At 51.5% G+C, this 23,198-nt stretch carries 15 protein-coding genes; 2 read left to right on the top strand and 13 right to left on the bottom strand.

What is annotated here, in order from left to right; translation table 11 throughout:
- Window positions 1-11: 11 nt before the first annotated feature.
- The 3 genes from MELB17_RS16550 to MELB17_RS16540 form a co-directional block, all read right to left on the bottom strand.
- The gene (locus MELB17_RS16550) at window positions 12-605 is read right to left on the bottom strand and encodes a hypothetical protein (protein WP_007351455.1); all 594 of its coding nucleotides are present in this window, start codon (window positions 603-605) and stop codon (window positions 12-14) included.
- Between the two features lie 15 nt (window positions 606-620).
- Window positions 621-950 carry a hypothetical protein gene (locus MELB17_RS16545; RefSeq protein WP_007351454.1) on the bottom strand — a complete coding sequence of 110 codons (330 nt, stop codon included), beginning with the start codon at window positions 948-950 and terminating at the stop codon, window positions 621-623.
- Window positions 951-1,058: 108 nt separating this feature from the next.
- Entirely contained in the window at window positions 1,059-2,543 is a 1,485-nt protein-coding gene (locus tag MELB17_RS16540) for a YqaJ viral recombinase family protein (protein WP_007351453.1), read from the bottom strand.
- 416 nt (window positions 2,544-2,959) lie between these two features.
- Here MELB17_RS16540 and bamE point away from each other — a divergent pair, with 416 nt between their 5' ends.
- The gene (bamE, locus tag MELB17_RS16535; RefSeq protein ID WP_007351452.1) at window positions 2,960-3,310 is read left to right on the top strand and encodes an outer membrane protein assembly factor BamE; all 351 of its coding nucleotides are present in this window, start codon (window positions 2,960-2,962) and stop codon (window positions 3,308-3,310) included.
- Between the two features lie 83 nt (window positions 3,311-3,393).
- On the opposite strand, the gene MELB17_RS16530 is transcribed toward bamE, so the two are convergent.
- From MELB17_RS16530 to MELB17_RS16490, 8 genes are all read right to left on the bottom strand, one after another.
- Window positions 3,394-5,325 (bottom strand): peptidoglycan-binding domain-containing protein, encoded by a 1,932-nt coding sequence (locus tag MELB17_RS16530; RefSeq protein ID WP_007351451.1) that lies wholly within the window; start codon window positions 5,323-5,325, stop codon window positions 3,394-3,396.
- A 4-nt stretch (window positions 5,326-5,329) separates the two neighbouring features.
- The gene (locus tag MELB17_RS16525) at window positions 5,330-7,996 is read right to left on the bottom strand and encodes a hypothetical protein (RefSeq protein ID WP_157133331.1); all 2,667 of its coding nucleotides are present in this window, start codon (window positions 7,994-7,996) and stop codon (window positions 5,330-5,332) included.
- Between the two features lie 297 nt (window positions 7,997-8,293).
- Window positions 8,294-9,691, bottom strand: a complete 1,398-nt coding sequence (locus tag MELB17_RS16515; RefSeq protein WP_007351448.1) for a hypothetical protein — start codon at window positions 9,689-9,691, stop codon at window positions 8,294-8,296.
- Window positions 9,682-10,176 (bottom strand): lytic transglycosylase domain-containing protein, encoded by a 495-nt coding sequence (locus MELB17_RS16510; RefSeq protein ID WP_157133330.1) that lies wholly within the window; start codon window positions 10,174-10,176, stop codon window positions 9,682-9,684. The genes MELB17_RS16515 and MELB17_RS16510 overlap by 10 nt, the downstream gene beginning before the upstream one ends.
- 124 nt (window positions 10,177-10,300) lie before the next feature.
- On the bottom strand, window positions 10,301-11,158 hold the full coding sequence (locus tag MELB17_RS16505; protein WP_007351446.1) for a hypothetical protein: 858 nt from the start codon (window positions 11,156-11,158) through the stop codon (window positions 10,301-10,303).
- 14 nt (window positions 11,159-11,172) lie between these two features.
- Window positions 11,173-11,907 (bottom strand): hypothetical protein, encoded by a 735-nt coding sequence (locus tag MELB17_RS16500; protein WP_007351445.1) that lies wholly within the window; start codon window positions 11,905-11,907, stop codon window positions 11,173-11,175.
- Window positions 11,908-11,986: 79 nt separating this feature from the next.
- Window positions 11,987-19,690, bottom strand: coding sequence for a helicase-related protein (locus tag MELB17_RS16495; protein ID WP_007351444.1), 7,704 nt, complete (start codon window positions 19,688-19,690; stop codon window positions 11,987-11,989).
- Window positions 19,691-19,768: 78 nt separating this feature from the next.
- A complete protein-coding gene (locus MELB17_RS16490) occupies window positions 19,769-21,160 on the bottom strand; it encodes a hypothetical protein (RefSeq protein ID WP_007351443.1) in 1,392 nt (463 codons plus the stop codon).
- Window positions 21,161-21,468: 308 nt separating this feature from the next.
- On the opposite strand from MELB17_RS16490, the gene MELB17_RS16485 reads away from it, so the two are divergent.
- Complete coding sequence (locus MELB17_RS16485; RefSeq protein ID WP_007351442.1) at window positions 21,469-21,963, top strand: hypothetical protein; 495 nt, start codon at window positions 21,469-21,471, stop codon at window positions 21,961-21,963.
- 157 nt (window positions 21,964-22,120) lie between these two features.
- Here MELB17_RS16485 and MELB17_RS16480 read toward each other — a convergent pair whose 3' ends face one another.
- Both MELB17_RS16480 and MELB17_RS16475 read right to left on the bottom strand, forming a co-directional pair.
- Window positions 22,121-22,480, bottom strand: a complete 360-nt coding sequence (locus tag MELB17_RS16480) for a hypothetical protein (protein ID WP_157133329.1) — start codon at window positions 22,478-22,480, stop codon at window positions 22,121-22,123.
- 69 nt (window positions 22,481-22,549) lie between these two features.
- Window positions 22,550-22,984, bottom strand: coding sequence for a hypothetical protein (locus tag MELB17_RS16475; RefSeq protein ID WP_007351440.1), 435 nt, complete (start codon window positions 22,982-22,984; stop codon window positions 22,550-22,552).
- Between the last annotated feature and the right edge of the window lie 214 nt (window positions 22,985-23,198).

Genomic DNA, 23,198 nt, shown 5'->3' with positions numbered 1-23,198 from the left:
CCAGGCGCCTTTTACGATGGGTGAGATGATGAGTCGTAGTCATCATTGTTGGGGCCAATCGTAGATCGCGCTGTAGTCAAAGCCTGATTGGCAGCCTGTTCTTGTTTTTCAGAAAAGCCCTCGACGAATGCTTTGCGGGCAGCAGGGGATGCCTTCAACATCGTCACGATCTCAGCTCGGTATTCTGGTACTGCGTTGAGATCTTTGTATAGTTCGCGCATAGCCGCTTTAAATTCTGGCCCCATTGTTGGATCAAGACCATCTGCCATAGCTTGAGCGCCGCGGCGCTGCAATCCGCCCACTTGCCCGTCCATAACGCTTAACGGAACACCCTCTCGTTTTAGGTGATTTTTCGCTACTTTTTCTGCAGCAATAAAACCTGACCCTAACAATGCACCTCCTACAACCAGTGCCGCCGCTGACGATTGGAACATTTCCGCTATTGCTGGGGTTTCCGATGACATACCAGAGGCAGCACAAACGGCGCCCATAGCACCCAGCAGTGCGGCACCAGTAAAGCCTACGCCACCCCCATACTCAGCAAGAAAATTTGCTGTAGATCGCAGGCCAGAGCGGGCTTTTCCAGCCCAATTTGAAGTTGCCATTATATATTCCTCTCGCTATTCGACGTTGGTTAATTCTGTGTGCGCTTCAAGTAAAACGTCCTCAAACTCCAGTACAAGGCCTTCTAGGTTGCTCAGCATGCGAATCTGTTTGGTACTCACTTCTTTCGGTTTGATTGTCTCAAACTGTCTTGATGTGGCTGAACAGACAGACAGTAAGATGGAATACTGAGTCGCAAGGTCCAAGACACCTGGGTGCTTTTTGTCTGCTATGTCTGACATGAAAGTTTGGAGTTCGGTTAATTTGCCTTTGAGCATAAAAAACCGTTCACGGATGTTAAACAGGTTGATGGCACCGAGGTCTGGCTGTTCTTTTACTTGGGTCATAATCTGCCTCTATCTAAATAGTTATCCACTGATTTTGTGGATATGTCTGGGGAAATCGACTATCCCCGCTGGCAATATAAGGGGTTTTTTAATTGATCAATATTTAACCTATCCAATCCGAAGAGAATCATTATGGTCATCGTCATCGTCGAGCTGACTAAGTATGTCTATGTTACCATTTGGCGCTGACCGATCTGGGCTAACCCCATCATTCTGTTGCTGAGAAAGACTTGGTTCATCTTGACCAAACTTTTGAATATGGATGCCCATAGACGTTTCGAGCGTATGCCGAGTATCTTGATCTGCCCTTTTTGTGGATATGCCAGCCCGAAAGTTAGTCGCATTAAAGTCTGAGACAGGTATTTTCAGCTTTTTTAAAGCAGATTTGACGGCGCGGGGGTCCCAAGTTGGCTTGTATAAAGAGTCGGTTAGAAGACCATTGTTTTCGAGTGTAATGTGTACAGCATCCATATCCAGGGCATCTGAGGGTTTGGCTAGGGTAACTCTGTCAATCCCTTTCGTGATCAGCGCTGTAGCCGCGCGGTTAATATCGAATTTTGAGCTATAACCAGCACTTAACCCAGGAACTTCAAATGGCCATACGTCCATCTCATAGCGGTCGGTCAGTTCAAATATGTCGCTCCGAACTCGATCGCACTCCATTTTGCTGACGTTTTCTGCAATCTTAAAGCGCACCAAATCGTTCAGTAGTCCACGGATTTTCGATTCATCCTGCTTGCTCATTTCGGCAGGTTTTTCAGGCTTTGGAGTTACGAATGGCTGACCAGTCATCACGTACTTATTCCAAAACTGTTCAGCCAGTCGAGTCATGTGGTTGGCCAATGCCGGATTGTGCTTGAAATAACGAATCTGCATCCCGAACCCCGGCTTGTTAACCGAGGCAATGGTCTCAGCCATCGCTTGAAAGTCTGGATTATCCTCACCGCGTAACGAGTCAATCAGCGGAGTCGGTATATCAAGCTCGGCCAATCCGTAACCGTCAGGCAGTTTGCCAAACTGACCTTCATGGATTAACCCATACCAATGAAGCTGGCAGGCATTGATCAATTTCATGCCTTCCTCGCTATCGAGGTTACTGCGCACCTTAAAGTCGGTAATCAGCCGCCCAAGACTGGGAGCATCAACAACGTCATCTGGATTACCTACAAGCCACGGATAGGTGGGGTGACCCTTTGCAAAAGCATTCGCTATTTCTGGATCGGCGAGTACGCTTTTGTGCTTTGTTATCGCCCAATATGTTTTTTCGGCTAGCGGCTCCATATCAGTGCCGCGTTCCATGTGAATATTTGAGCGGCTGGGGAAGTCCAGAAGAAGCTTTTGCCGGCTCAGTTCCTCAAGGGTGTTGTACATGGGGCGTTGGCCGCTAGCGTGAAGTACAAGCTCGCCGATTTCGCTACCCCCAATGCCTGAGGCCCTGTTGGCATGCCACACAGCACGTTCCGGATCACGCTTAATAATGCCCTCTACCCACCGTACAGCTACATCGTCTGGAATATGAGATCGCTGGGGTAGGGCGTCAACAACCTTGCGAACTTTAAGGGTCAGGGATATGAGGTCAAAATCTACGTCCATAACGGGTTGCTCAAGCGTGCATAAATATCGGTCTATAGTGGGTCATACTACCACCAACTAATTTTGCAAGATGCCGCATGAGCAATAATAGAAACACGTTGTTCACTTTGGTTGACACATCCAAAACGCTTTTAAAATGGCTGGGTGCAGGTACAGCCCCAGTGCGGACTCACAAGCAACAGATGCCAGAGCTTAGGGCTCGGCCTGGGGCCGATCCTTTTGCGGATCGCGTCGGGCGGTGCCCTCGGCGCAAAACTGTTTGAAAATGACCGGATGAGCTCTGCATTGATGTATTCTATGTCATGCGACGGTATTTGGTGCCTTTAAGCAGCCGCTCGGTGGCCGGCAGTAAGTTCTATGGCGCTCGAGTAATGGCACGGATACCAAGTAATTTACTCTAAAAGGAAGGAATACCGATGATCGTCAAAAAACTTCTAGTTATGGTTTTTGCTGCTTTTGTTTTGGCCGGCTGCGCGACAACAGGCAATGATTTTAGTAGCAATCAGATCGACGAGATTGTTGTTGGTCAAACCACCAAGGCCGACATTGTTAGTTGGTTTGGCGAGCCATCGTCACGTACGAAAAGTACAGATCATGACGCGATTTACACATATCTTTATAGTGCGACACGCGCTAACGCGATGAGCTTAATTCCAGGTGCTGGGATATTCGGAAAAGGCATGGACTCAAACTATAAAACGTTGATGGTGTTCTTTTCGAAAAACGGCCTTGTAACGGAGCACAGCTACACAGAAGGTACCCTTTAACACAATTATTTTGCCCTGCTCCAATTTAAGTTGAGCAGGGCAACCCTAAAGCTAAACGTAATACCTCGATCCGACGACCCCAATTAACGCTGTCTCAGCGCCTTCAGTAGCCTAATGGTTGAGTAATCCTGGGTTCCAGTCGGGGTTGTCCCATTATCATGCTGAAACTGTTTCAGTGCGCTCACAGTAGCGCGTCCTATCACACCGTCAATGGGACCGGCGTTGTAACCAGACGCTGTGAGTGTGCGCTGGAGGTCTTTGACAGACATTGGCATGGTTAGCTGAATTCGGTGTACTTTTTCGGTGTTGTTGGTACTGGATATGTTTTTGGCGAGTGGGTCGTAATAGTTGCGGAGCGGGTTACTGGCCCAAGGTATAGACAGGAGAGTGTTGCCGAGGGGGAAGATGAGTGGCTCAGCGTCGAGCGTCCAGGTCATCGCCTTGATGATTGGCGCCGGCACTCCGTCTTTGGCTGCAACCCCTAGTGCATCGCTTTGAGCGAGACTGCCTGATGCAAGCGTGATGGGTAGGCCAACAATGATGGCTGCAGTTAGTAAGCCTATACCCGCCTTGATGAGCCGGTAATTCTTGCGGCCTATCGTTCTCCCGCACTGCCAAATCAGCCAGCATCGCGTGACGAGCCTTCCCAGAGTGAGCAATGAGAAAAACAGTGAAAACACCAATGCGACGGCGGGAACATAGATGCTCCGAAGGACTTGATCGCTATGATCCCGGTTTTGGGCGATCGCGTCTGGATTTCGCGGGAGGTTGCCAATCGCGCGATTTGCCTCGCTCCATGCGGCCGGTAAAACGTGTGCGTCTACAAACTCATCAATGTGTAGGCCTGGAAAAATTGGTGTGTTCGGAGATAACCGGAGTTCAGGTGGAATGAATGATTGAGCCCATTTCGACCCCATAAACTGAGCTTTGGTTAGGCCTGGTGCTACGGAAAAGTTGTTGAAACCACGCGCCAGATCCCGTGTCGCTTTCGCCCATTCTCGTTTGAATACTTTTTCCGCTTCGTGTTCGATAACCAGATTCAAAAAATTTCGGGCATCCACTGTAGTCATTTTGCCTGACGCGGCGCTTTGGATGATTCTGAAGTGCTGTGGCTTTACCTTTTCTATCAGTTGCTCATCATCAAAGCCTATCATTCGGAGCGTGGCTGGGTGAGCTGGAAAGTTCCGAGCTGATAGTCCTTGAGGTATGTGTCGGACGCCGGCACTGCGCCAAATGGTCGCAACGTGGTATGCGTGCCAGCCGCTTTGTATCTCCCACTGTAGGTTAAGGAGTGTGCGACTGTTTGCCGCTCGCCGTTGTTCTTCCCGAATGCGTATCGTGGTTTCCAGGCTGGCTGATTCGTACTTTTTATAGAGACCGTCAAAATCTATGGCATTTGTGGCGTCGGTGTAAGCCTCGTACATGTCTGCGGCGTTGTTGCTTGCTTCCCGGTGAACGATGAATTTAATGATGTCCTCACTGCGCTCAGCAATGGTTTGAACAATGTGGGTATCATGCAGAAGTGCTGGCGCCAGAAGCGTCAGAAATGCCTTGGACTCAGGTTGTGCAAGTGATTCGGGGGTAATCGGAACGCTTTCAAGTTGAATTAGACCGTTGCGTATGGCCGGGCTCAGAAATTGGATGTAGTTAGCTGCGAATCGATCGTTGTCATCAGATTGTGAGGGGATAAGGTCGTACACAAGCCAGGTCTGAAGTTTGCTCATACCAACAATAGAGGGCGGGAAGATCAGTACAGCAACCAAGAGTTGTGCAATCAAGCCGGGCGCTTTAGCGCGCGCCAGCATGGTTGCTGTAAAAATAAACAGTCCCAGGCCAATGCCAGAGAGTGCGCGCCCGAATAATTCCAGGTGGTCAATCGCTTGTATGCCGCCAGGTGCAGCGCCACTAGCCACATTCAAAATAGCGGCATTAAATGAAAACTCGGCGAGAACATAAACAATTTCAATGGCCAGCAGCAGCACCAGAAAGGGCCGCCACTCGCGATCGAGTACCATAGACTTAGTTGCCCCCAGAGTTACGGGTTTTCGCGGCCCAGGCTTCCATGACACTGCTAGCTTCACGCAACACAATACGCTCTTCATCTTCATTGCTAGGGGCTGTCGGGCGGCTCGTGCGAGCGGGGTAATCAACCGCTTTTGCGATGGCATGTGCGGTTGTTATGCCAACACTGCGAGCCGCTTCCAGTGATGTTCCCAGTGCTTCCTCTACATCACGTATGCTGCTTGCGGCTTCATTGAGCATGATGGCTTCACGTTCAGTGACGCTTCGACCTGCGCGACTGGCCAGGAGAACGGGGTCGACGAGGAACGGTGCGCTGGCTATTAATGAGCTGCCTGCGAGAATGTCAGTCTTTTCCTTTTCGGTTATCTGTTGAGTCGCCGCCACTGTGGGCACCGGTGTTTGTGGGTAATGTTGCTCATCAGACTCTTTGGCCATTTGCTCAAGAGTGCTATCGAGGTTGGTGGTGGTTAAGTCAAACATTTCAATCGCTGTTGACTCGTCAGGCTCCTTGGGAGGCGCAAGTGTCTGGACGCTGTCAACGATGCTTTTATCGAACATAGGATTGTGATTGCTGGCCGGTACGTCTGTGTCCGGTTCAACATCATCTTCGTCAATGCTTTCCATGGCTCCACTGTCGAGTTGGGCCATAATCGACGCCAGCAAAAGACCTTCACGATCCTGAGCAGCTAGCCCTTTTGCACGAACCATCAGCGTCCTGAATACGGGTAGAGCCGTGTTGAGAGGTGTACTGATGTGCTCCGGTATATAGTCAACGTCAACGTCCAGCTGAGCACCATTGTGAACGGCTTTGCGCATGGCGGACACAATAGGCGGGTCAACTTCGAGCAGGGTGGCACCGTAACCGCGGGTCGGTAGGCCTACATCCAGCATGCGATGCACGTTGTAGTCGGACGTTATGTTGTCCTCATCAAGCCCATGATAAAACATATTGATTGGTACAATCTGGTCGCGCCAGAAAACAATGCCTTCGCCTTCAACGGCCGCACGGGTATCGCGTGTGTCTACACGGCCGCGCTTCTCAAAACTGGAGCTCTTTGAATCACGGTACAAGCCACTCATGGAGTTCTCATCCATAGCATATGAGGACGCTACGGATGCTACACCTTCACCGGCAATCTCCTGAATTAATTCTCTCGTGGCTCCAAGACCTTCAGATGCCATGATGATTTTGAGTTTCGTATTTTCCGCGATCTGCTCCGCTTCGTCGGCATCTGCGCGCTTCATGCCGGCATAATCCTGCCCTGCGATGGTGATGGATGTGTACAGACCCCTGGCCTGTGCAAGCACGGTCCCGTATCCCGGTGTCATCATAAAAGCGAATTCATCATTGATAATTCCGAAGGGTACAGGGGCCGTGGTCGGAAGGTTGTCCAGTACATCTTCCTTGCGGCCTTCAATGTCGGGCGGAATGCCGGTAGAGATCGCGTTCTTCTGGGCGGCCAGTACAATTTTGGCCAAGTTCTTCATTTCATCCGGCGCCTTTTCGAGTGCGGGAATGAGAACCACAGCGATTCGTCTTCTTAGAATAACGTCGAGGAAATTAATCTCGCCTCGTCCAACCATGTAGATGTCGCCATACGTATCTGACAAGCTGGATAGGGCACGGGTAAAATAGGCCTGGGCAAAGCCAAATTGGCGGGTGACTTCTTCGGCCTGCTTGTCTGTGGGCCTTCCATTACGGTCTACGGGATGTTCTGAATAACTGGGTAAGGACGTAAGATACGCGCGCAAAGCTTCGCGGGCGCCGGGTGTGATGGATTTGGCGCGCTTCAGTTTTTGTACCTCTTCAAATTCAAGCGCTTTTCGTATTATGGCCGGCGTAATTTTTAGACCAACCGTGTCGCGCAAGTCTACTAGGCCTGGCATGACCGCGGTAATCAGACCAATTGCGCGCTCGCTGAACAGCATGTTCTCGGAACCGCCCGGTGGCATAAGGGACACGATAATCTGGGTGATGGACTCCGATGAGCCGTAGGTGAACAGGTTTACGTTGTTGCCCCGGCGAACAGCCGGATCAGGTTTGAGACTGGTGTTGCCCTTTATGTAGTTCAGGGTTCTAAAATCTTCTTCCCGACCAAAGAATCTGGCCAGCGTGTATATTTGCCACGCAAGCTTGGGTGCCGCTTTCGCATCCGAATACATTACGCCCGACCCAACCGCAATATAGTTAGCAACCATGCTTACTAATGTTTCGGTCTTGCCGGAGCCCGTTGCCCCAAGGATCATAGAGTGCGTCAGTAGATGAGCAAATCCGAGCCACAATTCCTGCGGTCGTTTACCAAAGCGCAGGTTGCCCAGCATGAACTCGCCACGGGCTGTGTGGAAACCGTGCCTCCCGGGCTTGGGGTCTTTTAGATCTTTTATACCCGCCTCACGAGGCAACAGTAATGGCAATGTTTGTTCACTGGATAGAGGCTTCGCCGTGACATAGTAAATGAGCGGTAAGCACACCAGGATAAAAAACGTCGTGGAAATAAGTACAGGGAGAATAAGCAAAATAGCCGTTGCTGCACAGAATCCCGGTGACTCGGCAAGCCAATCCTGCATTTGTTGCATTGGCGTGCGAATATCACGATTTAACTTCTCGTGCCCGATCTCATCTTTTTTGCTGAGGCCTCGCATTTGAGGTCGCTGGTTACTCACTGTCAGCTTGCTCCTTTGACTTGGCTGACTTCGGCAAGTCATTCGGGTGTGTCAGAAGTAACCCACTAAGCGCGTCTTCGGAGCCCCCGATAGACCCTGCTGACGGGGAACATCCAGCTGAAATTTTTGTGATAAAAGGTGCCACTATTTCGGCAACCGGAAAGCCGTGGAAATTCTTATCCTCGATCGAACGGCCGTCTGTAGCCAAGGCAGACGTATTGACAAAGAGGGCGATTAATACGCCTACCGTTTTAACGGATGTGAGTCTTTTTTGCATGTCGGTATCACCGTTGTTCATTACGGGCGGGGTGGGGGAGTAAACAGATCAATGCCTTTCGTGGGGGAGTATTCATCATCTTGTCCACCATCAATCGCTTTGCGAGCTGCTATTTCAGATGCCAGGCCGTCTTCAGACCCAATCCATTCTTCATCGAACAGCATCACTTGCAGTGCATCCGTGCCGGCTTCAACGCAAGGTGTTTTAACCGCTTTTTTCTGTTGTACCTCCAGCATGTAGTGGCCCCACGTGCCGAGGCCTTCTACGAAAGGTCGGTCACCGCCAAGGGCGTCCAGTGCAATATACAAACCACGGTTAACACCCTTGAGCCATAAAAACTCCGCTGCGATAAAAACACCCTTCTTCCAACTGCTTTCGAGTAATGCCATGAACACGGTGGATTTGAAGGCGTGTTTGCGGGTGATATCGCGGATTTTCGGCTTGTTGATCAACTTCTTTATGATGCCGTCAACACCCTTGTCATTGATTACAGGATTATGTCGACCTTTTGCATCAAGTCGCTTATAGCTCATAGCTAAAGGTAACGCTAACTCTCGGGCAGGTCCGAGTCCGGAGGTATTAGCAGTAAGCAGTATCGCCAAAACGCATCGTTCAAATCTATCCAGTGAATCTATGTTGAATAGCCCGCCAAGCTGTTGCGCAAGTAGCGCGTCTGTCTTCACGGTGTCCAGACGGCATTGGTTTGGGTTTGGCATTACCCGGCGACGTTCAGCAACGGACCAGCGCATTTTCTTGCTTGTCCAGCCAGTGATGGGCTTGGGTTTAGACTCTTTCTTGCTGTTGGCTTTCATGCCAAACATGGCTCGTAGCGCGCCACTGCCCACCGCATTGCTCTGAACAACAACCAATTTATTCTCAAGCGCATAATCAATGGGAGAACGAGCTGTTGCCAGCGGCCCTTCGTGGACTGGAATTTTTAAGAGATTTTCGTGCTGAACAGAAGCGACAGCAGCATAACGACTGGCGTTAATGGCCTTGAGCTTGTCCAAGTTGAAATATCGCACGAATTTGTTCGTGATATGAGTGCGGCGCAGAAGTTTTACCCGCAAGATAATCAGCGGCACGAAAACTAACGACAGTGTATGGGTGATCACGCCAATCATTTGTTTGGCTGCCGGCCAACCGTAATTCCCGGGAATAGCCACCTGCAGGCTGACAGCCCAATTCCCGAAGTTGTCAGCGTATTTGTCTGGGAATATCCAAGGAACGTACTGAAGCCCTTTCGACATAAATCCGACCACTTGAAACAGGGTGCTCAAAATGATCTCGTTGTTGGATTTCCAGAGCAGCCAACACATCAGGTATATGGTCCCGATGATGACAACCCCGAAAATCATGCTGTCCATCTGAGGGTCAGAGCCGCCCTGGCCCCCACCTTTCTGGGGATTCATTGCCATGGTTGATCAACTCCATAATCGACGACAAGCTGCTCGTACGCTTTTATGAGTTTTCCGGTATAAACCGAAATGTGAGGTTCGTTTTTACTGTGATACCGGGCGATGGCCCTGAAAAACCCTGCTTTGTCGCTGATTTTCTGATTAACCGTCACTGTACGCACATACCAAGCGGAAACCGCGAGGTTTATACAGTTGTTGTTTTGGACCATCTTCTCAGTGAGTCCGAACTGGGACAGTTGCGGCATGTGAATCGTGTTAACCTGATTAAAACCAACGTCATACGAAGAATTAGTGTTTTTAATGCGTGCACCGGAGTATCCGCCTTCAACCTTGTGGATGATGCTCATGACAACGGGACTGACGCCGTATCGGGAGGTGATAGCCGTGACGCAAGCTCGCGTCAGTTCACTGGGTTGTTCCAGCTGAACGATCATGGCTGAAGGTGCGTTGGGTGGAACAGTCGGTGGTGGTGGTAAATCAAACATTATCGCCGGATACCTGTTAATCGTTAGTTTTTTGATTATACGGTATGACAGGCGATAGTAGGACGATGGGGCGTATTCTTGTAGTGAGTTGGCGCAATCATCCGTAATCGCGCCGGGGATATCCTTAGCTGGGCCCTACATGCGGGCCGGCAGACTGGTGCTGGTCGTGTTCAAAATGAACTTTCAGGCTTACATCCAACGCTTGCTCGAGCATTCGGTACTGACCACGAAAGCGATCGTTAACCTCGTTTAGCGGGTAACCTTCTGTCATCCAGGTTCTGCGTTGGTCAGTTGGGCTTTCTTTGTAGGTGGCCATCGCTTGTGGTGCAAGGCTGTCCCAGCTGTCCGCGTAAAGTTCGCCTGCCCGTTTGAGTAGGTTTGAGCGGAGCATTTCGCGTTCCGGTTCATCCATTTCCAGGGCTACGGGCGAATCTTGAATGGACTCATCGGTTGTGCGCCACAGCATTTCACCGACATCCTTGATAACAGCTTCCTGATCGGAGTGAAAATAACTGAAACGCTGAAAGGCGCTGATCATGGGTGAGAGTGAGTTCATCATCGCCATGGAGCGGCGAAATTCAACGCTGCCACCTGAATTGGTGAACGACGGCTCTTTCCAGATGCCATCCATGCTGGCGGCATTGGCAAGGACGGAAGACCAGTCCATTTCAAGCGCCTTCGGGCCAATGCGGCGATAATGCTCGCTGATCGTTTCGGCAACTGAGCCGGTAATGGATGCCAGGGCAAAGCTTTCGGCGGGCATGTCCAGCTTATGAAAGAGGTCAGTGGTTTGCTGGCCGACTCTGGCTAACATGGCTTGTGCGTGGGTTTCCAGCTCGCGTGGGGACAGCCCCTCGCTGTGATGAAGGACGCCACCCAATACTTTGCTAACTATGCGCAGCGTGCTCAGCGATGCGTAGGAAGCGCCATTCGCTTTTTTGCCACGTTCAGATAGCTTTTCAACTTCTTCAAAAACGTTCATCGAAAGCTCCAGTGTTATGCCGGCTCATTGGTGGTTGGTGAATCGTGACCCTGTTTTTCGCTATCCAACTTCATATTCCGACTTTCGTTCGTTAATCGGTCGGTTAGATCGCGCAGACGTGCATGAAGATTTTGAGGAACAACAACCCGGGGATTAACATTCTGAGCTTCCAAGCTTTCCACGACCGGCGTTAGGTCAAGATCGCCAAGCGTAGGTTCGCCGTGAAGATTAAGCTGGTGTGTTTGTGAAAGGCTATGAGCAGACTCAATGGCAGCGTCCATTAAAAGCAACGTAACGGACGCCGGTATTGTCGCCAGAGTGCTTACTTGGGTTTTAAATCCAAGCAAGGCGTTCTCGTTAGCGGCGTTATAGAACAGCGGGCGCTGAATGTCGCGCTCCAGGGTCTCGAGCAAACCGTTCAGCGTCATGCTTTCAGGGTCCATTGACTCCAGGCGCTCTACAACCAACGACTCCATTAGATCGGTGTCGAACAGTAGGTTCATCTGTCGGTAAAGGGTGTGCGTCAGATAATCGGTCAGAATGGGCATCAAAGCGTCCGCGCGCAGGCCCTGGGTAACCGGCAGTGTGGCGCCGTGGACACAAATATTGGTGATGCCCTGTTCGTGTGCCCGGAGGATAAGGGCGTCTTCGATAATTTGCATAGTGCCGGTATTCAGCAAAGGGTTTGGAAAACCCTCTGGGAACGGCAATGCTTCTGGCGTAATGGCGACCGCTGTATTTTCTTGCATAATGGTTCCTGATGTAATGCTATCCGCCAGCTTACCCCACTCACAACAAGTACGGGGCTGGCGGCAGTAAAAAGCACATTTATCCGATAGCTATCCTATCTTCGTCATCGTCTTCTTCGTAGTTGAAGTCATCTTCATCCTCATCCATGCCCATGTCATCGTCATCAGTCCATCCAGCTCTGTTAGCAAAGCTTTTTTCAGTGGCCAAAGATCGAGCCTCGGATTCCAAGCCAGGGTAAGCGCCCGTTTGGCCGTGTATCTGGGCAGCAAAGTCTACAAGGGGAGTCGGGTCAATGGTTTTGTCAGCGTCGATTGCGTCGCCTAACTCAACCGACAGTTCTTCATAACGTTTGCGGGTATCGTTCAGCTCATCTTCATAGGCAAACGGTTGCCCTAAATCCTTGTGAAGATTGGCTAAGTTTTCTTGTGCGGCTATCTGCACTTCCACACTCTTTTCAATATCATTGCTGCGAGCAATTTTGTTGATATATCGAACGAGATCCTTTGCGGCTTCCCGGTTTTCGTCTTTCGGTTTATCTTCCTTGGATGAAGTGCCGCCAACGAGCTTTGCCTCTGCAGCGTCTTGTTTTGCGTTAAATAAATCTTGCTGACTAAGGTATCGAAACACGGTTTCTGCTTTGCCGTGAGACCGTTTGACTTGCAGAACAGGCTCTGACCCCATACGAGATACCACCAGATCCAGTCCACCAAATTTGCCGACTGTTTCCTCTCGATACGTTTTGGCTCGCTCGGCAATGTTAGCAATGGCCTCTGTCAATCCGTCCAGGCCGCCAGCGGTACACATAGACCCATCACGAAGTCCGGCCGTTGGCCCGCTAAATTCAATATGCAGTGGCAGATTGTCGTTAACGGTTGCTTGTTCCTTACGCTTATCCTCTATGTAGGATTCTTGGGTTCTTATGGTTCTTTCCTGAATGCTAATTCGTGACGCCAGATCCGCTTGCTGGTCAGTGTGGCTGTCACTCATTCGCTTGAACTTGTCCAGCGCAACCCGGGTTTCCAAAAACTCACGAATCGCAGGGTTACCGGTGGTCACGGCCAGGATATCCTCGTAACCAATCTCGGCCTCTTCATCCAGTTCACGAGCACAATCTTCCGGCTTTTGCATGGCCTGGCGGATCATCTTCAGCTTCCGATTAAGGGTTTCCCACATAAACAGATCAAAGCTGTCTTCGGTGACATAGGTGAAGTTGTGAGCCGTCTCAAACATGTTTCCCTGTCGATCCATGCGGCCCAATCTTTGCTCTATATCTGAAGGTTTCCAGGGCGGATCGAGTTGATGAATTGCGATCAAACGTTCCTGCACGTTGGTGCCAACACCCATCTTTTGTGTGGACCCGAGCAAAAAGCGCACTTCGCCCGACCGAACCTGGGCAAACAGTTTTTCCTTATCTGCATCAGTCTTGGCATCGTGTATGAACGCTATTTCGTTTTCTAGAACACCCGCGGTAATCAGTTTTGCCTTGATGTCGTCGTAGACGTTAAAGATGCCCTTACCGGTGGGGCTTGAGAAGTCGCAAAAGATCAGCTGCGCCGCTTTTTGCTCGTCATACTGGGTGTACATTTCAAAGCATTTTTGAACGCACAAATTGACTTTTGAGCCAACAAAATCTTCAAGGTCAGGATGAATCATTCGCAGGTCAAGGGACGCCTTCCGTCCATCGGTGGCGATGGTCAGCATGATGTCGTCTGTTGGCTCTTCAATCATGTCCGGATCAATTTCACCGGTTTCTTTATCAATTAGCGTTTTATTGTTGGCGCCATACACTGCCGCGCGAAGTCTTTTACCAATTTCCTCAGCCGCACTGGGTTGATCGTGCTTTGCAGCACGAACCGTCCGGGCACGCGCCTCGATGTACTTCATGAAATTGGCCATCGTTGGTGACGGCTTAGCCACAACCTGCGTTTCAATAATGTCGGGTGTTGGAAGGTTGAGGTCTTCACGGCTTTTGAAGTCAATGAACGTACGGACGGCTTTGATAAGCTCCGGAATGTTCTTGAACCGGGACAGTCGAGACTTCATGTGATATCCGCCGCCCTCTGGCTTGATTTCCATGCCGTGCTTAATCTCACCGAAGAGGCCCATCCAGTCGTTGAAGTTCTGAATTTCGAGGCCTTCCAGCAAGTCAGGGCGCATAACTCGCATGAAGGTGTAGCATTCTGTCACCGAGTTTGAGATCGGAGTGCCGGTGGCCATCATCAAACCGTAGGGACCATCGTGAAGCTCGTGCATGTACTGTGATTTGAACAGCATGTTCGTTGCGCGACTGGACGATGCGTTGGAGACACCAGGTATCTGTCGGCTGGTATCCAGCATTAAATTTTTGTAGTAGTGAGCTTCGTCGACGCCAATAAAATCAATGCCAATCTGCGCCAGGTTCAGAACATTCTCTTTATTGTCATTGATATCCGCCAAGGTGCGTTCAAGCCGCTCTTGCAGGCGCGCAATGGCTTTTTCAATGTTCTTCTGGGTTTGGTTTTTGCCATTAGGGTCAGCGTCCTCGCTTTGCAAGGCTTCACGGAGCTTCCTAAGCTCTCTGTCGACAATTCGCGCTTCCGCTTCCTTGGGTATGGTGATCTTTTCAAAAACGCTGTGAGTGCACACGACCATATCCCAGTCGCCCATAGCGCATCGCGCTGCAAACGCCGGCCGGTTTACTGCTCGGGCGTCCGCAGCACTCATGGCCAGAATCTTTGCGCCTGGGTAAATCTTGTGACCATCATTGGTAAACTGCTCAAGCATGTGGTTTGGCACAACCACCAACGGCTTGTTCCATCGGCCCATTTGCTTGCCGCGAATAGAGGCGCCAATCAGCTGCATGGTTTTTCCGGCGCCCACAACGTGAGCTGTCATCGCGTTACGGCCAGACACGGCACGCCAAATAAAATCATTCTGGTGCTTGTAAGGTTTGAACGTATCCGACATGCCCGGATAGACCATGTGGCTGCCATCTGGGTCGTTGAGTACCCATGTGTTGAACCGCTCGTTATAAATGTCGGCTAAGCGCGAGGCGCGCTCGGGAGACTTGTAAATCCACCGGTTAAACACGTCAGTAATTTCTTCAAGCTTGTTCTGCGCTTTGAGAGTTTCCGGCGCGTTCATCTGGTAGCGTCTTGGTTCAGTGCCGGGTATCGGGTCTTGAACCTTTGGGATTGTGTTAGTGAATCCACTTTCAAGCAGTTCAAAAGCATTTCTGCGAGTGGTTCCCCACCGACTTGTAGCCAAGTGGCTCTGTTGCGTCGCTATTCTGCTAAGCGACGTGCTCCCCTTGGTGCCTGCAGATTCCAATTTCCAGTGGCGGACGTGGGTGTCAAAAAACGGTTGGATGCCGAATGTGCCGACGGTGTTAAATCCAAGACCCTCACTCAAAAACTCCTTCATGGTGTCTTTGGGTATCCAAAAGGCATCCAGGCCCACTTTAATCTGTGACGGTTTCAACGGCTCAGGCAGTGCCGCTTCCAACGCTTCAAGGTTGTGCTGAAAGTAGGGGTCCGATGCAACGATGTTTTGAACCGCTTCGATTTTAGGCCGCAGGTTGCCGGACAGGTAAACGCTGCGCTCTTCCAATTGATTGGTAACGGGATCAATGAAAGCGAGGTTCTTCTCCACCAGCGCGGTACGGATAACCGCTACGGTTGGCGGATTGGTTTTGTGAGCCAAAAGGCCGACCATGTATGTTTCGGACACGGTGGCCGTATACGCAAGCGAAATAGCCAAGGCGTCTTCGAGCGTTTCCGCTGATTCGGGAGCGCCTTCTGCCGGTGACACTGTTCTCTTGGAGTAAATGTCCGCCAGTGACCATTTCTGGTCCGTGCTTACAGTAATCGCACCCTGTAGCAGTTTGAAACGAGCGTCTGCGGCAAGTGCCTGCATGCCTGCGCCAGAGAGAGGTTTCTTACCGTCGCTCAATCTGACCAGTGCCGTAGCGTCCTGTTTGGCTTGCTGGCGGCGCTCGTCGAGTTCGGTAATTTCTTCGGGCGACTTCGCTGTGGTCTCAAGCTCCATCAACCGGCTAAGACTGGTCATTGCTATGATGCTGGCGGCCACACGGCTTTGTGCAGATTTCGGCAACGCCAAATTCTCGGTGCTTACGGCGCCCGTGGCTGTTACCACGTTTACTTTAATGGTGTTGCCCTGCAGGCTCAGAGCGCCCGGCAAGTTCTCCAGCGTCATGCTTTGGTTATTCGACGCGGCCACTTGTGCAGCAATTTCTGCCGGCGTAAGTGTGGATCTGGAGTGAGATGGCAAATCTGTCGGCAGTGAGGCAAAGGCTGTGCGTAGGCGCTCACGCTGCTCGGACACGGAACCGCCACCGGTTACCCGCAACGCAGCACCGTGCTGACTGCTCATTACCACCAAATCACCCAGGATTTTTTCAGGGTGATCCACGTAAACTTGGTTCATCGTCTGGTGGGGCACCATCTCACCAGGTTGGAATTCCTCATCAAAAATAAACATAGATGAGGCCGTGCCAAGAGGCGCAGACAGCGTTCGCACATCCAAGATGTTCAACGGCGTGTAGTTCGGCTCGAAGTCACCTTTCTTTTGCAGGAACAGAATATCGGTGACCACGCTGGTACCGGTGGTCTTATCAAACGTGCCTGTGGGTAGGCGAACAGCGCCGACAACATGGGCCCGATCCATGATCTCTTTACGAACATCGGTGTCTTTGGAGTCCAGCACGTACGAGGACGTTAAAAAAGACACCACGCCGCCAGGTCGAACCTTGTCCAAGCCTTTCAGGAAAAAGGCGTTGTGAATGGACTCCTTGCGCAGTGGGTGTTGAGGATCAAATATTTTGTAGTCGCCAAACGGCACGTTGGAGATTACGCAATCGAAGAAGCCATCCGGAAACGTGGTTTTCTCAAAACCACTGCTGATCACCGTGGCGTCCGGGTGAATCATTGCTGCAATTCTGGCCGTGATCGGGTCAAGCTCTACCGCGGTGGTGTGGGTGACTTTACTTTCAAGCTCCTTGGGCATGAACGATTTGAACTGCAACGTGCCGGCTGAGGGTTCAAGAACACGGTTTAATGGAATATTAAAGCGATCCAGCGCCTCCCACATCGGCTGAATAATACCGGAGTGGGTGTAATGCGCGTTTATGATGGTTTTACGAATGGATTCGTAATCAGTCGGACTGAGTGTGTCGTCTTCCGTCAGGCTTCGCAGCGTTTTATTGGCTTTGACCACCCAATCCGGAGCGTCATAGGTGGCTTGATTAAAGAGCTTGGCATGAATACCGCCGAAGCCGGAGTAATTGGCGATCACCTCACGGTCTTCCATGGTCGGTGTCTCGCCAGACTTCTCAAGCTCCCGCAATCGCATGATTGCGGTAACATTATCTCTCAGTCGTGCAGTGGGGCTGCGGGGGTTTTCATCAGAGCCCGCGTAAAATCGCTCAACCCGAGCAAAGTCTTCAAAGGCGTCGGCGTCTCCAAGGCCGAGCCAATCCTGCTCGAGATCATCTCCGTTGTCTGCAGTTCCGTATGCGCCGCTGCCTGAATCCGTTCCGCCATCGACTCGCTCTGATACAGCGGATTCTGTTCCAGCAACTGCAGGTGCAGATCCCCCCACTGGGTTGCCAACTGATGTTCCAGAATCGACAGGGTTTCCAGCAATGGCATCGGATTGAGTAACGCCGGCTGCTTCGGGTCTTCCATCAGTTCCATCAGCGTCGCCGGCATTGATTCCACCAGGGCCGAAAAGATCCCCGCCACCGGTGCCTTGAACAAGGTCCGGATCTGAGCGGTCATCTCGTCCAGAAACGGTTCCAGTGTTTCCACCGGTGCCTGGCTCGCCCGATACAGATTCGGTTGGGTCTGGTAGCTCGGCTCCGCTGGCGGAGGTGCCTGATTCTTTTCCTTCCGATCCGCTGCCCACGCTTCCTCGGCCGCCAGCGCTATTTCCAACATCTGATTGAGCATCCACGTCCGCGCCGGTGACAGGTTCGGTTGGCTCAAGGCGGCCTGCACCGCTTGGGAGCTCGGGCTGCTCTGCTGGTTGCTCGGATTGCCCAGTGGTCCCGGGTTGTTGCCCGAGTTCCAGTAGATCATCATTTGTTGCGCCAGGGTTTCCACCTGTAGCTGTCGGTCGTTCAGATAGTCCGCCAGCTCGTCCCACATTTCCAGGTTCGCCGTGGTTAGTGGCGGCATCAGTTCCTGCGGTTTGTGTTGGGTCAGTTGCATCGTCAGCGTCCTTATTTAGTTGTTCAAGCTCAATATTAGCACCCTTACCAGCGGCATTTGACGTTGAGCCATCATTTTGTACCCCGGAAACGGGTAAGTGAAAACCGGCATTTTCCCACAACGTTACCAGCGTGGTCGGCGCCGGGTAGGGCATAGCCCCCAGAGTAAGCTCGTTCAACGGCGATAGAAGCTCACTGTGCGCCAACCATTTGCCGTCGGTTTCCTTCAGATTGATCAGTTCCAGTTCACCGTCCGGATAGCCGCGCTCGCGGGCACGCGCCAGGTAACGGTGCTTGGTGTCACCCTGATTGATGGCCACCGGATGCCAGTAGTGAGCGTCGTCCGCGGTGACGCGGGTACTGAACGCGGCCCTTACCATGTCTTCATAACGCAGACCGGCCGGCGCCGCGTCCAAGGATTCATCAACGGTCAGCCAGCTTTCGCCGCGCGCCGGCGTCGCCATCGCAATACCGTTGCGAGTCGGGATAATGGCCACTTTCTCATGAATGCGCAGCGTGCCTGACACCACCGAGCGAACGCCGCGGGCGTCCTCAAACAAACTCACACCTTCGGTGTTCTTGCCAATTTCCCGGTAGCCACCTTCATCGAATACAACACCGGTAACCGCATCATTCTCTTGTACGTTGTCCCTACTAGGCTCCCCAACTTGCTGCCCATCCTCAAACTGGTCAATTTCATCTTCCAGACGTTTGATTTGGGCAACCAGTCGGTCGTCTACCACTCGGGCCTGGTTTGCCTGACGAACTTTTAAGGCGTCCAGTTTTTGGTACAGGGTAACCGAAGGATCACTGTTCTGGAGTGCTTTCAGGGCTACCTCGGCAACGTTCAAGCGTGCCTCTTCGGTGTTCAGGTAACCCAATTCAAAATTCGCGACAATCTTGGGCCAAAATTCTAGGTTTTCTTTGTTCAAAAACTGTTTCAGAACCACCTGGCGCTCGCGCACGAGGTCTATATCGCTTGTTTCAAGAGTTCTAAAATATGAAATTAGGGGGTCTTCAAAAAAGGCCACGGCTTCCTGATTGGTGATGCTGGAAGGCATCTCGACCGCAATGCCTGGTTGACCTAATACACTGATCAGGCAGCCCGAATCCGTACGCTGGAAATCCACACCACTTGGGAGTGCCTGAATAAGCGCTTGGTTATCCAAAGCGGTATTTGGGCCAACCTTATCTTTGTTAAAGAGTGCCATGGCCTGTTTACGGACCACCTCAGCAGACTCAGCCTGGGCTAACGTCATGAGCATGGTTGACGATTTTGGAAATAGGCGACCGAAAAAACGGTTGATGAGTGCCTGGTTGTTGACCAAAGGACCGGTAAACACCAAGTATTGGTCGCGCAAAACACGGGATTTGATCTGACCGTTACCAATTTTTTGGCAAAACTGATCGATTTTAGGCGCCAAAATGTTCAACCTGGCCGTGGTCCGCTCAGACGATTCTTCTGGATCGTTGGGCCTCAACACCAGGGCACGGTTACCTGCTTTATCATGGTTAACCGTTAAAAGAAGGTTATAGGCGCTCAAATTTGGCCAGGGCAGGGTAGGTTGACTCATGACGACTCCTGAAACTGATTTTTAGGTTTACCTGAAACAAAACAGCCCCGGCAGTTGCCGGGGCATTCGGTCACCCTTTTAAAGTCCTTGGTTGCTTAGCTGTGCTTCCAAGTCGTCCATATCAAAGCCGTAGTCGTCTTCACCCATTTGGTTGAGCATGGCGTCGTCGACGTCGGCGTCTTGATCCGCCTGATCTGGTTGCGGTGCAGGCGCCGGTGCAGCCGCAGCCGCCGCAGGCGCTTGCGCAGCCGGTGCGCTTTGTTGTGGGGCAGCCTGGGCAGATTGTTGTGCTTTGCTGGCCTGAGCCGCTTCGCTGGTCTTCACCGCTGCGTTCACGTCAGCGTCAATCGCTGCAGAAGCACCAGGCGCCGGATAATACGGGTTAGGGGTCACTGATAGGCCTGCGTTCGGGCTGGCGGTAACGCCGGGTACGGAACCCAACGTTTGCAGGCTGGCAGTCGTAGCGGCATCCGCTTTCGGTATTTCATAACTGATGACCGCCAACTTAAATTCCGGTTTGTTGTGAGCCACCATATCCGGGCGTTCTTGTCCGGGTTTTTTGGGTAACGAAAAATTACGCTGGGTGTCCTGGACCATCGACTGCAGGCGAGGCTTATCAAGAGGCTTACCTGATTTGGGATCGTTCAGCATGCCGTAAACGTCCAACTGGAAACCGGCAACCGCTTCTTTCACCAAACCCGCTGCCGCTGGGTTTTCGTTTACCTTCATCATGTTTTTGAAGAAATTCAATTCTGGAACAATGGCCAGTTGTTCAGCCTTGGTCATCGGAACATAATTGCCAGCTTCGTTCTTCTTGGTATTCGGGATCACCATTTCAGCGACGGTTGGAAAATCAGACTGACGGAACATCAAGAATGCTTTGGACTTATCCGGTGCGCTCTCAATGGCCAGGGTAGCCGCTGCTTTAATCTGGTCACCCAAGTCTTTGTTGAAGGTAATTTCAATAGACGGATTGGCTTCCGGAATCACCAAGGCACGGCCACGACTGAATTCATTGGTGGCTGTCTTAATGATGGCTATGTTGCCCTTGTCGTCCAACTGCGGGTAAATTTTGGTCCACGCACGGTCAATCGCCATATCGTGTTGAGCGCCACCCTTATCGGTACGCGGGCCATCCTTCTTTGAAATACGTTGCATGTGGCCACACACATAAGAGCCATCGGCACGCGTCACAAACTTATCCAAACGAATCATGCCGCCTGGCAGTGTGTTTGACATGGAACCTTCGTCCGCGAAATCCTGGATACCCAAAGATTTGCCCGAAGGGTCGTGAAACTGAACCTTCACTTTTTTGGGCACCCCGTTTTCGTCCATGTTCATCATATCGGTGCCAATGATGGAACACTTACGCGGGTCTTTATCCAGCTCATACTTTTCAACACGGATAACCGTGGCGTCTTTTTTGAACTGCTGGCGGTTAATCTTTTTAACTTCTGCAAATACGTCCATAAGGTACACCTTTCATTTGGGGTTAAATCAACTGGGTTTGTTATTGCCTACGGTAGATTATGCGATACTGGCAAACAAGCAGTATCGAGCAAGCCAGGTAACCCCGTGACACCCAAAAGGGACAACCTAAACTTTTTTAAATCTGGTAACCCAATGTTTTTAATCAGGTAAACCAAGTCTTTTGATCAGGTAAGCCTTTAAAAACAGATAATGCGGTTGTTCCCTTTGGTTGACACTCTGGCAGGCTGGCGGAGTTTGGGTGAGGGAAGCCTTAATGGACAACGTACAAGAATGAGAGGTGTTTTAGGATGGTTGAAGACACGCCAATAGAGGCTCCCGGCAGGGGGGCGCCGGTACACATGCCCAAGGGCATGTCAGGGTTGGGGGCTCGGGTGGAAGTGTCACTGGTTCATGCCAGGCTGAAGCCCATGCAGCTGCGGGAGCGGCTGCGCACGGACTTTGATATCCGCGTTTCAAGAACCAACACCTACAAGCTGGTGAACGGTGATCTGCAGAGCACCCGGTACTTCATGGAGGTGGCAGAGATTTGCGGGGTGAGCGCCAAGTGGCTGTCGACCGGTAAAGGCTACATGATTGATATGACCGGCCGGCTGTCCACCCGCGATGAAGCGGCAAGGGATGCGCGGCGCCTACTCACCCAGCACGTCATACCACCGAACCGTAACGACATCGTGCGATTGCACGGACGGCTCATTACCCTTATACAAAAAGGCGCTTTGACGCCAGCTGTGGTGCGCGGCATTGCCAGTGCCCTCGACGTGCTCACCGACGACAATGCCTGATCGTGCCCTTCCCCACCCAAATGCCATCCCCAATCAGGCGCGCTTGCGCCCGATTGCGCACGCCCTTTCCGGCTTTGCCGTCAGGGCAGGGCCACGGGCACAAAAAAACCATGCTAGGCATGGTTTCGGGTCGCTGGCGGATTAGCGGGTCAGCGGATCACTTTGTCGCCCCTGGGCTTGGCTGGTCGTCGTCTTCATCGTTCTGCGCCGATTGCACGGCGCGATCCATCTTTGCTATGTGCGTATTATGGATGCCCAGCGGGAAACGATCGAGTGTTGTCAGCATTCGCTGCGATTGCTGCAAATTCAGGCGAGCGTCGGTGCCGCCCAATTCGGTTTTAATCGCTTCTACTAATTGCGTGTTAAAACTTCGGCTGGGGTCCCGGCCAAACTGGGTGCGATCGTCACTGATCACGAACGAACCGGTCGTGGTGCCGCCAATAAAAAGCTCGGCACCTTCTGACTTCCAGTCCTTAAGCGTGTCGAAGAAAACTTGATCCTGGGTACTCAAACTCACGGATGCGATGCCTTTTGGTGCTGCTATTATTCTGCGCAGACTGTACATGTGGGTTAGAAGCCCGTTCCTTCAGGCTTTCTTAGTCGCGGAAAGGTTCGTCATCGCGGCCATATCCGATACCATTGCTACATAATTCTTATACACAGTGACGGGTACTGTCCAGCTAAACCGCTCAAACTGGTTTGCATCGCCCGCTTTATGCACAACACTGCTAATGGTAACGTGCTTTTTAACCTTCAGATAGTCATACACTTCGCGGGCCAGTTCGTCGGTTCCGCTCATGTAGAGGGCGAATTCGTCGCCTCCAAGTTCAAAACTCAGCGATTGCGGGGCGCTGTCCTCACCCTCACCGAACGATTCCAGCAGATACACAACGTGCTCAGGTTCAACTGATGTCTCCGTGCCAAACTCACTGATGTTTTTTGTGAGCCACCTAATATCGGTAATCTTGCCTGAAACCGGGACCCGGGTGATTGACACTATGCTATCCAGTATTATTGCCATACCTAAGCTAATCCTGTTTGAATATCTGAACTGAAAACCACTGCCGGTCGGACGTCAATACGATCAGTTTCGCCACCAGATGAAGAGTAAGTAATAATTGTCACAGCTAGACCAGAAGAAATCCAGCGTCTGTACGAATTTAATCCACTAAATCACAAAACGTTACAGAAAATCGCAGGCTACATATTAACAACACAGTAATTGGCCAGTTATT

The sequence above is a fragment of the Marinobacter sp. ELB17 genome, from assembly GCF_000169375.1.
Classification (GTDB): Bacteria; Pseudomonadota; Gammaproteobacteria; order Pseudomonadales; family Oleiphilaceae; genus Marinobacter.
Note: the sequence above shows the minus strand (reverse complement) of the source record. Positions and strands in the feature narration are given on the sequence as shown.

Excerpts from the sequence above, each read along its gene's own strand:
- MELB17_RS16550 (WP_007351455.1), bottom strand. The coding sequence starts at position 605 with ATGGCAACTTCAAATTGGGCTGGAAAAGCCCGCTCTGGCCTGCGATCT.
- MELB17_RS16545 (WP_007351454.1), bottom strand. The coding sequence starts at position 950 with ATGACCCAAGTAAAAGAACAGCCAGACCTCGGTGCCATCAACCTGTTT.
- MELB17_RS16540 (WP_007351453.1), bottom strand. The coding sequence starts at position 2,543 with ATGGACGTAGATTTTGACCTCATATCCCTGACCCTTAAAGTTCGCAAG.
- bamE (WP_007351452.1), top strand. The coding sequence starts at position 2,960 with ATGATCGTCAAAAAACTTCTAGTTATGGTTTTTGCTGCTTTTGTTTTG.
- MELB17_RS16530 (WP_007351451.1), bottom strand. The coding sequence starts at position 5,325 with ATGGTACTCGATCGCGAGTGGCGGCCCTTTCTGGTGCTGCTGCTGGCC.
- MELB17_RS16515 (WP_007351448.1), bottom strand. The coding sequence starts at position 9,691 with ATGGCAATGAATCCCCAGAAAGGTGGGGGCCAGGGCGGCTCTGACCCT.
- MELB17_RS16510 (WP_157133330.1), bottom strand. The coding sequence starts at position 10,176 with ATGTTTGATTTACCACCACCACCGACTGTTCCACCCAACGCACCTTCA.
- MELB17_RS16505 (WP_007351446.1), bottom strand. The coding sequence starts at position 11,158 with ATGAACGTTTTTGAAGAAGTTGAAAAGCTATCTGAACGTGGCAAAAAA.
- MELB17_RS16500 (WP_007351445.1), bottom strand. The coding sequence starts at position 11,907 with ATGCAAGAAAATACAGCGGTCGCCATTACGCCAGAAGCATTGCCGTTC.
- MELB17_RS16495 (WP_007351444.1), bottom strand. The coding sequence starts at position 19,690 with ATGAGTCAACCTACCCTGCCCTGGCCAAATTTGAGCGCCTATAACCTT.
- MELB17_RS16490 (WP_007351443.1), bottom strand. The coding sequence starts at position 21,160 with ATGGACGTATTTGCAGAAGTTAAAAAGATTAACCGCCAGCAGTTCAAA.
- MELB17_RS16485 (WP_007351442.1), top strand. The coding sequence starts at position 21,469 with ATGGTTGAAGACACGCCAATAGAGGCTCCCGGCAGGGGGGCGCCGGTA.
- MELB17_RS16475 (WP_007351440.1), bottom strand. The coding sequence starts at position 22,984 with ATGGCAATAATACTGGATAGCATAGTGTCAATCACCCGGGTCCCGGTT.